Source organism: Salinicoccus sp. Marseille-QA3875 (genome assembly GCF_054950095.1).
In genome coordinates, this window is the sequence record NZ_CM143103.1 from 1,248,457 (window position 1) to 1,262,877 (window position 14,421).

At 46.0% G+C, this 14,421-nt stretch carries 10 protein-coding genes; all 10 read left to right on the forward strand.

Translation table 11 applies throughout. The features are described from left to right. Positions 1-16 precede the first annotated feature (16 nt). The 10 genes from gyrA to rplI all read left to right on the forward strand — a co-directional run bounded on the left by gyrA (position 17) and on the right by rplI (position 14,392). Positions 17-2,593: a DNA gyrase subunit A gene (gene gyrA, locus ACY8DT_RS06395; RefSeq protein ID WP_462422081.1), complete on the forward strand. Its 2,577-nt coding sequence runs from the start codon at positions 17-19 to the stop codon at positions 2,591-2,593. Positions 2,594-2,711: 118 nt separating this feature from the next. Continuing rightward, positions 2,712-4,049, forward strand: a complete 1,338-nt coding sequence (locus ACY8DT_RS06400; protein WP_462422082.1) for a sodium/glutamate symporter — start codon at positions 2,712-2,714, stop codon at positions 4,047-4,049. A gap of 139 nt (positions 4,050-4,188) precedes the next feature. Continuing rightward, positions 4,189-4,644 (forward strand): histidine utilization transcription antiterminator HutP, encoded by a 456-nt coding sequence (hutP, locus tag ACY8DT_RS06405; RefSeq protein ID WP_462422083.1) that lies wholly within the window; start codon positions 4,189-4,191, stop codon positions 4,642-4,644. 93 nt (positions 4,645-4,737) lie between these two features. After that, positions 4,738-6,228, forward strand: a complete 1,491-nt coding sequence (hutH, locus tag ACY8DT_RS06410; protein WP_462422084.1) for a histidine ammonia-lyase — start codon at positions 4,738-4,740, stop codon at positions 6,226-6,228. Between the two features lie 11 nt (positions 6,229-6,239). Further along, entirely contained in the window at positions 6,240-7,898 is a 1,659-nt protein-coding gene (gene hutU / locus ACY8DT_RS06415; protein ID WP_462422085.1) for a urocanate hydratase, read from the forward strand. After that, entirely contained in the window at positions 7,898-9,133 is a 1,236-nt protein-coding gene (gene hutI, locus ACY8DT_RS06420; protein ID WP_462422086.1) for an imidazolonepropionase, read from the forward strand. Before hutU ends, hutI begins: the two co-directional genes overlap by 1 nt. A gap of 565 nt (positions 9,134-9,698) precedes the next feature. Then, positions 9,699-10,976: a serine--tRNA ligase gene (gene serS / locus ACY8DT_RS06425; protein WP_462422087.1), complete on the forward strand. Its 1,278-nt coding sequence runs from the start codon at positions 9,699-9,701 to the stop codon at positions 10,974-10,976. A 70-nt stretch (positions 10,977-11,046) separates the two neighbouring features. Continuing rightward, on the forward strand, positions 11,047-11,967 hold the full coding sequence (locus ACY8DT_RS06430) for a DUF2232 domain-containing protein (RefSeq protein WP_462422088.1): 921 nt from the start codon (positions 11,047-11,049) through the stop codon (positions 11,965-11,967). Positions 11,968-11,972: 5 nt separating this feature from the next. Beyond that, positions 11,973-13,946, forward strand: coding sequence for a DHH family phosphoesterase (locus tag ACY8DT_RS06435; protein ID WP_462422089.1), 1,974 nt, complete (start codon positions 11,973-11,975; stop codon positions 13,944-13,946). After that, positions 13,946-14,392 carry a 50S ribosomal protein L9 gene (rplI, locus tag ACY8DT_RS06440; RefSeq protein WP_462422090.1) on the forward strand — a complete coding sequence of 149 codons (447 nt, stop codon included), beginning with the start codon at positions 13,946-13,948 and terminating at the stop codon, positions 14,390-14,392. The genes ACY8DT_RS06435 and rplI overlap by 1 nt, the downstream gene beginning before the upstream one ends. The last annotated feature ends 29 nt before the right edge of the window (positions 14,393-14,421 follow it).

A 14,421-nucleotide genomic window follows, 5' to 3' on the forward strand; every position in this document is an offset into this window, starting at 1 on the left:
ATGGAGGTCAGTATTAATGGCAGATAACCAAGATAGGCTGCAGGAAATCAATATAAGTAAAACGATGCGTACTTCCTTCCTGGATTATGCAATGAGTGTTATCGTCTCACGTGCCCTGCCGGATGTCAGAGATGGCATGAAACCGGTGCACCGCCGTATTTTATACGGAATGTACGATAACGGCATGACAGCTGACAAGCCTTACAAAAAATCAGCGCGTATCGTCGGTGATGTGATGGGTAAATACCACCCCCACGGTGACTCATCGATCTATGAAGCGATGGTCCGCATGGCCCAGGACTTCAGCTACCGCTATCCTCTTGTGGATGGTCAGGGTAACTTTGGTTCAATGGACGGCGACGGTGCCGCGGCAATGCGTTATACAGAAGCGAAAATGAGTAAGATATCTGCTGAACTGATGCGTGATATCAATAAAGATACGATTGATTATATTGATAACTACGACGGCAACGAAAGAGAACCTGCTGTTCTGCCGTCACGTTTTCCAAATTTACTCGTCAACGGTACAAGCGGTATCGCAGTCGGCATGGCGACAAATATTCCGCCGCATAACTTAACCGAAATCATTAATGCAGTACTTGAAATTTCAAGAAATGATGATGTGACACTGGCTGAACTGATGGAACATGTCCAGGGGCCTGACTTCCCTACTGCCGGGCTCATCGTCGGTAAAAGCGGCATCCGCCGTGCCTACGAAACCGGCCGCGGTTCAGTGATGATGCGTGCAAGATGTGAAATCGAAATGATGAAAAACGGCAAAGAACGCATCGTTGTTTCAGAAATACCTTATCAGGTCAACAAAGCGAGACTGGTTGAGAAAATCGCAGAGCTTGCGAGAGATAAAAAGATTGAAGGCATCACTGATCTTCGTGACGAGACAAGTTTAAAAGAAGGCGTCAAAATCATCATAGAAATCCGCAAGGATAAAAATGCGAATGTCATTTTGAACAACTTATATAAACAGACGCCGCTGCAGACATCATTCGGCGTCAATATGCTTGCGCTTGTAAACGGTGAACCGATCATTCTCGGTCTGAAAGAAGCACTGGTCCATTATCTGGATCATCAGAAAGTGGTCGTCAGACGCCGTACCGAGTTCGATTTGAAGCGTGCCCAAGACCGTGCCCATATTTTGGAAGGTCTGCGCATCGCTCTGGATCATATCGATGAAATCATTGCATTGATCCGCGGCTCTTCAAATGATGAAGAAGCGAAAAACGGATTAATGTCTGAATTCGACTTATCAGACCGCCAGGCTCAGGCAATTTTAGATATGAGACTGCGCCGTCTGACAGGACTGGAACGCGATAAGATAGAATCCGAGTATGCGGAAATCATGAAAACGATCGAGGAACTTAAAGCGATTCTTGCAAGTGAAGAACGTCTTCTTGAGATCATCCGCGAGGAACTGACTGAAATCAGGGACCGTTTCGGCGATGAACGCCGTACCGAAATCACAATCGGCAACATGTTCGATATTGAAGATGAAGACCTGATTCCTGAAGAGCAGATTGTTGTCACATTGAGTCATAACAGTTACATCAAACGCCTGCCCTCTTCGACATACCGTGCACAGCACCGCGGCGGACGCGGCGTACAGGGCATGAATACTGTCGAGGATGACTTCGTCAGCCAGCTTGTGGCGATGAGTACACACGACTATATTCTGTTCTTTACGAATAAAGGCCGTGTATACAGGCTCAAAGGTTATGAAATACCTGAAATGTCACGTCAATCCAAAGGTATACCGATCGTTAATATGCTCGAAATCGATAAGGATGAAAAAATCAGTACCATCATCGGTGTGAAAGATAAGGATACAGAAGGTATGCATCTTGTCTTTGCAACGAAAAAAGGAATTGTTAAACGTTCTTCTCTGGATAATTTCGACCGTATCAACAAAAACGGTAAAATTGCGATTACATTCAAAGAAGATGATGAATTGCTTGCTGTCAGACTGACAGATGGTTCCAAAGAAGTCATTTTAGGCACCCAGAAAGGTTCACTCATCCGGTTTGAGGAAACGCAGATCAGAAATATGGGAAGAACCGCTGCCGGTGTCCGCGGTATCAGACTGCGCGGTGATGACGAAGTCATCGGTCTTGATGTGCTCAGTGAAGACCAGGAAATATTGGTCGTGACTTCAAACGGTTACGGTAAACGTACGGCAGAATCAGAATACCGCAGTGCCAACCGCGGCGGTATGGGTGTTAAAACAGCAAACTTGAATGACCGGATCGGTGACCTGGTTTATATCGCTTCCGTCGACGGTGATGAAGATTTAATGATTGTTACAGACTATGGTGTGATCATCCGTCTGATCATGGAAGAAGTGTCCGTCACAGGACGTAATACCCAGGGTGTGCGTCTGATCCGTCTGGCAGAGGAGCACAACGTTGCGACAGTAGCCAAAGTGAAAGAGCAGCTTGATGAAGAAGAGCTTGTTTTGGAAGAAGACGGTAACATCGAAGAGCAGATCGAGGGCGAAATGGAAGAGAGACTCGATGAACAGGATCACGATGTAAGTGAGGAAGTTGAAGAGTCACTTGAAGAAGAAAACCCGGAAGAATAAATCAAACTCAGGGCGTTAATTAAAAATTAACGTCCTGATATTTATTCATGCGGAGTAAATATTCAGTTTTACTATGTTTCATCAGATTATAATAAAAAAGAGTCGAGGGAGGAATATTATGGAATTTACTATTTGGGATGTTTTGATCGACTTTTCTATTATCTCAGGCCTGCTGCTTATAGGCGTCCTTTTGAGAGCGAAAATTGTTTTTATTCAAAGAACTTTTATGCCAGCCAGTATCATCGCAGGTATTTTAGGATTGATTTTAGGCCCATATGCACTTGATATTTTACCTTTTACTGAGTTGGTCGGTTCTTATCCGGGACTGTTGATTGCATTCGTTTTTGCGGCTTTACCGTTCTCCACAGGTAAATTTAAAGTGAAGGAAGTTATCGGGAAAGTGGGCGGTTTATGGTCCTACTCACAGACAATCATGTTATTGTTCTACGGGCTGGGACTGTTATTTGCTCTTGTCTTTCTGGCACCATTTTTCTCAGATTTACATAATGGCTTCGGTCTTTTATTAGCAGCAGGTTTCGTCGGCGGACACGGTACCGCAGCGGCAGTCGGTGATGCTTTTGCCCAGCAGGGCTGGGAAGAAGCGACTTCGATCGCCATGACGTCGGCAACAGTCGGTGCCCTTACGGCAATCAGTGTCGGACTGGTATTGATCAAGCGTGCTGCCGCCAAAGGCCATGCAAACTATATCCAGGACTTTAAGAAGCTGCCGCATGGTTTACGTTCAGGACTTCTACCTGACAGTGAATGGGATGCGATGGGTGAAGGCAGAGTGTCATCCATTGTCATCGACCCGTTAATCTATCATGTGATGTTTATCGTCATTGCGACAGGTATTGGATATTACTTGAGTGTACTCGGCGAAGAGCTGCTGCCGGATGTTGCAATTCCTGCATTCTCCCTCGCCTTTATTGTTGCTTTGCTCATCAGGCTGGCGATAGAAGCGTTGGGTGCTGATAAATATCTGGATAAAGAAGTGTTCTCCAAAATCAGCGGCGGCGCGACAGATTATCTTGTTGCCTTCGGTATTGCCTCGATAAACCTGACTGTCGTTGCACAAAATATGGTGCCATTCGTCATTCTGATGATTTTCGGTATCATTCTGGCGTATGTTTTCTACCGTTTTCTGTCCGGATACTATTTCCAGGAAAACTGGTTTGAAAAAGGGATATTCACATTCGGCTGGATTACAGGTGCAGTGGCAATGGCCATCGCATTAATCAGAGTGGCCGACCCTAAACAGGAAAGTGAAACTCTGGACGATTTCGGCCTCGCCTATGTGCCGATCGCTCCGGTGGAAATCGCACTCATCACCTTTGGCCCGTTGTTTATAGTGAACGGACAGCACTGGCTGTTCATAGTGATTACACTCGTGCTGACAATTGCGATTTTATTATTCTCGTACAGCCAGGGCTGGGTCAAAAAATCACGCACATAATAAATGTATTTCCCGAAGAACGGTATTTGATACCGTTCTTCTTTTTTATGCCTTTACAGTACATTGAAATTTCTTTATGAAAGCGCTATAATTGAGGGTAGACATTAGTTATCAGATGATAAAAGAGGTAGACCGGTCAATGGTAAAAGAACACACATCAATCCATAATGATGAGTTTGGTAAATTTGCCACACTCGTTGCACTGACAGACCAGGAAACAGCACTCGGCATCTCTCCGCATTTCGACACTTATAAAGTGGTTACCGGCAAGGTAGGGTCGATGGAGTTGAAGAAAGTCATTTCTTCTGTTGAGACGGCAGCCAAACGCGGCGGACTGATCCATTCGGATATATACCGTGAAACGCACGCCCTCTACCATGCGATTATTGAAGCGGCGGAAGGTGTCACGAGAGGCAAGTTGAGTGTCGGTGACATCATGCGTACAGTCGGGCTGTCATTCTCGGTAGTGAGAGGCAATCCATATGAGGATGACCGCGAAGGTGAATGGCTCGCAGTCTGTTTTTACGGAACAATCGGTGCGCCGATCAAAGGCAAGGAACACGAGGCGCTCGGTCTCGGTATCAATCACATATAAAATATAATTGTCATAGATATTAGCTGATAGAGACATTGTTACTTTAAAAATAAGGTAACTGTGTCTTTTTTTAATGGCAATAGGAGGGAGTACATGTCAATTTTAAAATTAACAGGGGAAGATCTATCCATTGAAGCAATAAAAGATTTCCTGGGAAATAGTGAATCCATGGTGGTGATCACAGATGATGCCTACGATAAATTGAAAGCGTCGCGGAAAATCGTGGAAAACATCATCGATGAAGGAAAGACGGTTTACGGCATTACGACAGGTTTCGGTTTGTTTTGTGATGTGTTGATTTCGAAAGAAAAGACGATTGACCTGCAGGCGAACCTGATCCGTTCCCACTGCTGCGGCATGGGAAAGCCATTTTCCGAAGATGCCGTACTGGTGATGATGATTCTGCGTCTGAATACGCTGGTCAAGGGGCATTCCGGAGTGACGATTGAACTTGCGGACCAGCTGAAAAAGTATATCAATAAGAGAATCATACCGAAAGTGCCTGAACAGGGTTCGCTCGGGGCGTCAGGGGACCTCGCCCCGCTGTCGCATATTGCGATTACACTGATGGGAGAAGGAGAGGTTTATCACGACGGGGAATTGAAACAGACTGCTGAAGTGCTGGACGAACTTGATATCGAGCCGCTGGTGCTCCAGGCGAAAGAAGGGCTCGCTCTGATCAACGGCACACAGCCGATGACTGCCCAGGGGGTGCTGAACTATATCGAAGCGGAGAGCATGATGGAAGCGGCGCTGTGGATTGCGTCCCTCACCCATCAGGCACTGAACAGCATCACAGATGCATACAATCACAATATTCATTCTTCAAGGGGATATGAAGAACAGATTTATGTGGCGCGGAAAATGCTCGACTATCTGGAAGGGTCCGGGCTCACGACACGTCAGGGGGAAGTGCGGGTGCAGGACGCCTACTCCATCCGCTGCATACCGCAGGTGCACGGCGCCTCGTTCCAGACACTGGCGTATGTAAAGGACAAGCTTGAAATCGAGATGAATGCGGCGAATGACAATCCGCTCATATTCAGCGAAGAGGAAGTATTTTCAGGGGGGAATTTCCACGGTCAGCCCATCGCGATTGCGATGGACCTTCTTAAAATCGGTGTGGCAGAGATTGCCAATATTTCAGAACGCCGCATCGAGCGTCTTGTGAACCCGGCATTGAACGGGGATCTGCCGGCATTTTTAAGTCCTGAAGAAGGACTGCAGTCAGGTGCGATGATTCTGCAGTATGCTGCTGCAAGTCTCGTTTCTGAAAATAAAACCCTGGCCCACCCTGCAAGCGTCGACTCGATACCGTCTTCTGCCAATCAGGAAGACCACGTATCCATGGGGACGATCGCCGCACGGCATGCAAGGGATATCATCGATAATATGAGAAATGTGCTGGCAGTGGAACTGCTGATTGCATTGACTGCTGTTGAACTGAAGGGGAAAGAAAAACTGTCGCCGAAAACACGGGAGAAATTTGATGAATACAGAATGCTCGCAGACTTTATTGATAAAGATCGCAATTTCAGCAAAGATATTGAAAATTTGAGTCTCGCACTGAGTGCAATAAAATAAGGGGTGTAATTATGACGAGGAAAATTACTGCTAAAAAAGGTTTGGAAATTGAATGTAAAGGCTGGGAACAGGAAGCGGCACTCCGCATGTTATATAACAACCTGGATCCGGAAGTGGCGGAACGGCCTGAAGACCTTGTCGTATATGGGGGTATCGGCAAGGCAGCGCGTAACTGGGAATCATTTGAAGCAATTGAAAATACACTGCGTAAACTTGAAAAAGACGAAACGATGCTGGTCCAGTCCGGGAAACCGGTGGCTGTCTTTAAAACACATGAAGAAGCGCCGCGGGTTTTATTGTCGAACTCGGTTTTGGTGCCGAAATGGGCAGACTGGGAGCATTTCAACGAACTCGATAAAAAAGGACTGATGATGTACGGCCAGATGACGGCAGGATCATGGATCTATATCGGCTCACAGGGGATTGTTCAGGGGACTTATGAAACGTTTGCGGAACTGGCGAATCAGAATTATGACGGATCACTTAAGGGGACAGTGACTTTGACCGCAGGACTCGGCGGCATGGGCGGTGCTCAGCCGTTAGCTGTAACGATGAATGAAGGTGTTGCGATTTGCGTGGAAGTTGATGAATCGCGGATTGATAAACGTCTGGAAACGAAATATCTGGATGTTAAAGCCTACACACTCGATGAAGCTTTGAAACTTGCGGGAGATGCACAGGATTCAGGTAAGCCGTTATCGATTGGACTGCTCGGCAATGCAGCAGAAATCCTGCCTGAAATTTTGGACAGTGATTTTAAAATTGATGTTGTGACCGACCAGACTTCAGCGCATGATCCGCTGAACGGTTATGTGCCGGAAGGCTATACTTTGGAAGAAGCGGCAGAACTGCGGGCGGCTGATGCGGTGCAATATGTAAAATTGTCTTCGGAATCGATGGCGAAACATGTACAGGCGATGTTGGATTTCAAAGAAAAAGGATCAGTCGTATTCGACTATGGCAACAATATCCGTCAGGCTGCGTTTGATGCGGGTGTCGGGAATGCTTTCGATTTCCCGGGATTTGTTCCGGCTTATATCAGACCTTTATTTTGTGAAGGGATGGGGCCGTTCCGTTTTGTCGCTCTCAGCGGAGACCCTAAAGATATAGAAGTGGCCGATGCAAAAATGCGGGAACTGTTTCCGGAAAATGAAAAGTTACTGCGCTGGCTGGATATGGCACAGGAAAAGATTGCGTTCCAGGGACTGCCTTCCCGTATTGCATGGCTTGGCTACGGCGAGCGTGCGAAGATGGGACTTGCACTGAATGAACTGGTCGCAAGCGGCGAGATTTCAGCACCGGTCGTGATCGGCCGGGATCATCTGGATTCCGGTTCTGTCGCCAGTCCGAACCGTGAGACGGAAAGCATGAAGGACGGCAGTGACGCGGTCGGCGACTGGGCCATCCTGAATGCTCTCGTCAATACCGCGGCCGGCGGTTCATGGATCAGTGTGCACCACGGCGGCGGGGTCGGCATGGGTTATTCACTGCATGCCGGCATGGTCGTTGTTTCTGATGGGACTGAAAATGCTGCTCGCCGTCTGGAACGTGTTTTGACGTCGGACCCGGGCATGGGTGTCGCCAGGCATGCCGATGCCGGGTATGAAATCGCAATTGATACAGCCAGAGAACGCGGCGTAAATATTCCAATGCTGGAGGAGAATGAATAATGAATGATGTAATCATTAAAAATATAAAATCTTTAATATTGCCGAAGAAGTCGGATAAGCCTTTAAAAGGCAAAGAAATGGATGAACTGAAAATTGTGGATGATGCCGTGATAGTTGTGAATGACGGAAAAGTCGTCTATGCCGGTGAACAGACGGACGGGTACGAGGCAGCCGAAGTGATTGATGCTGAAGGCAAGATTGCCTCCCCTGCCCTCGTCGAGCCCCATACCCATGTGGTACACGGCGGATCGCGCGAACATGAGATGTCGTTAAAGCGCCAGGGTGTCGACTACCTGAAAATTTTGGAACAGGGCGGCGGTATTTTAAATACTGTGGAACAGACAAGAAAGGCATCGTTTGATGAACTGCTTGAAAAAGCGTCGGTGAATATAACGCGGATGATTCAGCACGGTGTGCTGACCGTCGAAAGTAAAAGCGGCTATGGACTTGATAAGGAAAATGAACTGAAGCAGCTTAAAGTGTCAAAAGCATTGGAAGAGAAGTTCCCGATTACGATGCGCCATACTTATCTCGGACCGCATGCGATTCCAAAGGGCCGTGATTCCGATGAATTTCTGGATGAGATGATCGGGCTGCTGGACGAAGCAAAGGAATATGCGGATTTTGCGGATATATTTACTGAAACCGGCGTGTTTACAGTCAATCAGTCACGAAAATATATGGAAGCGGCACGCAGGCAAGGCTTCCGGGTTAAAATTCATGCGGATGAAATCGACCCGCTTGGCGGACTTGAACTTGCGATTGAGCAGGATGCGGCGAGTGCCGATCACCTGGTGGCTGCGAGCGAGGAAGGCAAGAAACAGCTTGCTGATTCAGATACAGTGGCGGTATTGCTGCCGGGGACGACGTTTTATTTGGGGAAAAATGAATTTGCAGATGCCCGGGGCATGATTGCCGGCGGCGGTGCTGTCAGTCTTGCTACCGACTATAACCCAGGAAGCTGTGTCACAGATAACCTTCAGATGATCATGGCGATTGCTGCATTGAAGCTGAAGATGACACCGAATGAAATCTGGAACGCAGTGACAGTGAATGCGGCACACGCGATTGATGCCTCAGGCCGCGGCACCCTCGAAGCCGGTGATGATGCGAATATAGTGATATGGGATGCGCCGAATCATGAGTATATCCCCTACCATTACGGCGTCAACCACGCATATAAAGTTTTCGCGGATGGCAGGCTGTTGTATGAAAGACCCGGGTTGAAGTTTTAAAAAAGTGTAGAATCGGTGTATGAATTAATAAATGGCACGAAACCATAAATTTTTCATGGTTCGTGTCGCAAATGCTGGTGAAATGGCACGAGATTCCATTTTTGTTGTAATTCGTGTCATTTTGAGTGGATAAATGGCACGGGATGATGGAGATTCTCTGTTTCGTGCCATCTGATGCGCCCTTATGGCATGAATGGCAGTTTACATCCTATTTCGTGTCACGACTTTCATCAATGGAATTGTAAATGCTTCATTCACTTGCATTTTTCAGACCGGCGTTATAAAATGACATCAAGTCAAATAAATATCTACTACTTTGAAGGAAGCAGTAGCATCATCTAATTTCAGAGAGGTCATGTTTGGTGGGAATGACCGGCAGGTAATGTGAATTTCTATCCTTCGCAATAAAAAGTAGCCGGCATGTAAAAATGTCGTTATGTATAATGAGATAGTGCCGTCAAAAAGCACTAATTAGGGTGGCAACGCGTAATCAAAACCACGTCCCTTCAACAGGGGATGTGGTTTTTTATTTTCTAAAAAATAAAAAACATGGAGGCTTGAAAATATGTTGGATATAAAAGTGATCAGACAGGAAACGGATTTGGTAAAGGAAAAAGTGACGAAACGCGGTATGGATCCGGCGGTCATTGATGAAATTTTAAATCTGGATAAGGAACGACGCGGACTGATTCAGCAGACTGAAACGCTGAAGAGCAGGAGAAACAAAGTTTCCGGCGAAATCGCACAGAAGAAAAAGAACAAAGAAGATGCAGAAGACGTCATCAAGGAGATGCGTGACGTCGGTGAAGAAATCAAGCAGGTTGATGCGAGGCTGAATGATATCAAAGAAAAATTCCATGATGAAATGAGCGGCATCCCGAATCTTATTCATGATGATGTGCCTGAAGGTGCGGATGATACTGAAAATGTGGAAGTCAGAAGAACCGGAGAAATAAGAGATTTCGATTTTGAACCGAAAGGTCACTGGGATATATTAGAAGCGCTTGAGCTTGCAGATTTTGAACGTGCGGCAAAAGTATCCGGTGCCCGCTATGTCTATCAGACAGGTGACGGTGCACGTCTTGAGCGTGCGCTGATGAACTTCATGCTGGATGTGCATAATAAAAACAACTACCGTGAAATGATGACGCCGCAGATTGTCCGTGCGGAGGCGATGTATTCAACAGGACAGCTGCCGAAATTCGAAGAGGATCTGTTCAAGATTGAGGGCATGGATATGTACACCATCCCTACTTCTGAAGTGACGCTGACGAATTTTTATAAAGATGAGACGCTGACAGATGATATGCTGCCGGTCAAGTTTACGGCCCAGACGGCATGTTTCAGAAGTGAAGCGGGTTCTGCAGGCCGGGATACGAGAGGTCTGATCCGTCTGCACCAGTTCAACAAAGTCGAGATGGTCCGCATGGAGCGTCCTGAGGATTCATGGGCGGCGCTTGATGAGATGACGGGACACGCTGAGAACATTTTGGATCTTTTGGAAATCCCATACCGTACAGTAATTTTATGTACAGGGGATATCGGCTTCGGTGCTTCGAAAACATATGATGTGGAAGTATGGCTGCCGAGCTACAACGACTACAAAGAAATCAGCTCTGTTTCAAATATGACAGACTTCCAGGCGAGACGCGGAAATATTAAATTCAAGCGCAGCAAGGATTCGAAGCCTGAACTGGTCCACACTTTAAACGGCAGCGGACTTGCTGTCGGCAGAACGATGGCCGCAATTTTGGAAAATTACCAGAATAGTGACGGGACTGTCACAATCCCAACAGTTCTAAGGCCTTATATGGGTGGTCAGGAAGTACTCAAAAAGGTATAATAATAATATTAAATGCTCCTATTTCTGACGTAGGAGCTTTATTGCGTATTGGAAAGGAAAGGGTGTTTATTTGAAACAAAATGTTTCACTGGGTCAAACATTTCTTGCGATACTGGTCATATTTGTGTTCATCGCAATTACATCATTGAGCGTTTTACTCGGTGCAGTTATTCTGCCATTAGTCGTCTATTACCTGCTTAAGATCAAACATAAATCCAACTATCATTACTGGTTGATATTCATCAGCTTCATGTTTCCTGCACTGCTGTTCCTCTCGCCTCTTTTATGGATGTGGGTTGTGGTACTATATATACTGACTGCAGTGATCCATCATACACTCGCTAAAGGGCTCTCGCAGGAGCTGACCTTGTTCTACGGTACTTTCGCTTTGATGCTGAGTGTCGTCGGCGGTTTGAACATGCTGGTGTTCATGGATGTCATCAATCCTCTTTCAGAGACTTTTATGACCTTCAGAAGCTGGTATATGGAACAGATTGAAAACATGGGAGGATTAAACGTCGGATTTGTAGACGCTGAAATGTTCAGCGCAGCGCTTACCGAGATGTTCGCGCAGCTGCCGGCATATATTACAATCATTTCATTTTTTGTTATTCTATATACTGTATTGATGTTAAGATTGTTATTACAAAATAAAGAACTTCCGGCATGGTCATACATGTCGTTCAGTGAATGGGCATTCCCGCGATTCATATTATATTTATTTTTCATTTTGTATATCGTTTCGCTCTTTACCACAACTGAAGACACGTTCGGCACGATTATCAGCAACTCATATGTTTTAGTGGAATGGGCAGTATTCCTCCACGGACTGAGCTTCTCCTATTTCTTCCTTTTGGAAAAAAAGGTGAACAAGGTTTTATCAGTCATCATTTTGATTCCGCTGGCAATCATCAGACCGTTGACACTCGTAATCGGTTTACTTGAAATGGTATTCAGATTCAGACTGTTGATGAAACTAAAAAGGAAGTGAATCAGATGTTCAACATTATCGATAAAAAACTAATTTATATCCCGTTTGGAATTGCTGCATTCCATGTTTTAGTGTTGAATATCTTTGTCATGGCCAATCATGTACGGTTAGGCCTTGTTGTGTTATTATTCAGCATCATTTTGATGCTGGCACTGTTCTTGTATTTGACACGCTCGATTACAAGCAGTGAAGAACGTTCAAGAAGAATCGTCTATGGGATAGCGGGATCAAGGAAATATGCTGTGGATGAACTTCCTGCAGGTCTGATCCTTTTGAACGATGAAGATGAAATTGACTATATGAACCCGCAGATTTTAAATGTGCTGACAGATGACAGTATAGGAGAACCGATCAACAAAGTGTTTTCCAATATCATGACGGCACTTAAAGCGAATAACATGAAGGTCATCGAGTCCACCTACGATGACAAAAACTATCGTATCTTTTGGGAAGAAGAGCATAAGGCGCTTCACCTGATTGATATTACGAAGGAACGTCAGCTGCAAAAGCGTGTAGAAGAAAAAACACCGGTCATCGGAATTTTATTCCTCGATAACTATGACGATGTCACACAGAACATGAGTGAAGCTTTGAAAAGTGAGTTGAATAACACGATAACGAATACGATCAATGACTGGGCAAACCGTCATAACGTCTATATCAGACGTTTTTCCCAGGATCGTTTCATCATCGTTTTAAACTCGAAGATATTGAATGATATCGAAGAAACCAGATTCAATCTGCTGGACGAAGTGCGTGACCGTTCTGAAGAAATCGGCGTGCAGATCACACTTAGTATCGGTATCGGTGAAGGGACGGATGAGTTTATCGACATCGGTGAACTCGCCCAGTCCTCCCTTGACCTTGCACTCGGCCGCGGGGGTGACCAGGTGGCAATCAAGGCTGCAAACGGCAACGCAAGATTTTACGGGGGTAAGACGGACCCGATGGAAAAACGGACACGTGTTAAAGCCCGGGTTGTCGCACATGCGCTCAGAGATATTCTGCTTGAAGGCGACAACGTGCTGATCATGGGTCACAAACGTCCGGATATGGACTCCATCGGTGCATCACTCGGTGTTGCAAGACTTGCTTCCATGAACGGCATTCAGGCGCACATCATTTTAAATGAAGAAGATATCGATGATACGATGCAGAGGGTGATGAATGAAATCACCGGACGTGAAGAGCTGCTGGAACGTTTCGTGACCAGTGAAGATGCGTGGGATCTGATGAACCCGAAAACGACGGTCGTCGTAGTAGATACCCACCGTCCGGGCATGGTGCTGGATGAGGATATCATGAATAAATCGACGCGTAAAGTTGTGATAGACCATCACCGGCGCGGCGATGAAATCATCTCGAATCCCCTGCTCGTCTATATGGAACCTTATGCATCAAGTGCAAGTGAACTTGTTGCCGAACTCATCGAGTACCAGAATGTTGAGAAGAGATTGTCCCGTATCGAAGCGACAGTGATGCTGACGGGCATCATCGTCGATACGAGAAATTACACATTGCGTACAGGATCGAGAACTTTCGACGCTGCAAGCTTCCTGAGAAGCCACGGGGCGGACCCGGTGCTTGCCCAGACATTCCTGAAGGATGATATCGACACGTTCATCGCACGCAGTGATTTAATCAAATCTGCAGAGATTTCCGAGAACGGCATAGCAATCGTCAGATCGGATGAGACGATGAGCTATCACCCGGTTACAGTGGCTCAGGCAGCCGACCAGCTCTTACAGATCGAAGGTGTCAAAGCGTCCTTCGTAATGGCATACCGTGAAGACGATTCAGTGGGTATTTCCGCCCGCTCATTCGGTGAAATAAACGTCCAGCTCATTATGGAACAGCTTGGCGGCGGTGGTCATCTGACGAATGCAGCAACACTGATCAAAGACCGTTCAATCGAGCAGGCATATGAAGATTTAAACGAAGTGATTGAGGAAGCTTTAAAAAACAGGAGTGAAGAATAATGAAAGTGATTTTTCTAAGTGATGTAAAGAACCAAGGTAAAAAAGGTGAAGTCAAAAACGTTGCGACCGGCTATGCACAGAACTTTTTGATTAAAAAGGGTCTGGCGGAAGAAGCGACACCCGGCAACCTTCAGAAACTGAAAGAACATAATGACCAGATTGCCGAAGAAAAAGAACAGGAATTGGTGGATGCCCAGCTCTTGAAAAAAGAACTTGAGTCGAAAGAGGTCGAAATAAAAACCAAATCCGGTGAAGACGGACGTTTATTCGGTTCAATCAGTTCCAAACAGATAGTAGAGGCATTCAGCAAGCAGCACGACCTTAAAATCGATAAAAGAAAAATTGAAATGGATCAGCCGTTGAAAAGTCTCGGCTACCACAAATTAAAAGCGAAACTTCATCCAAAAGTCATCGCTGAAATAAAAGTTCACGTAGCTGAACAATAAATGATGCACATTGAAAGGAGGGGTTGATT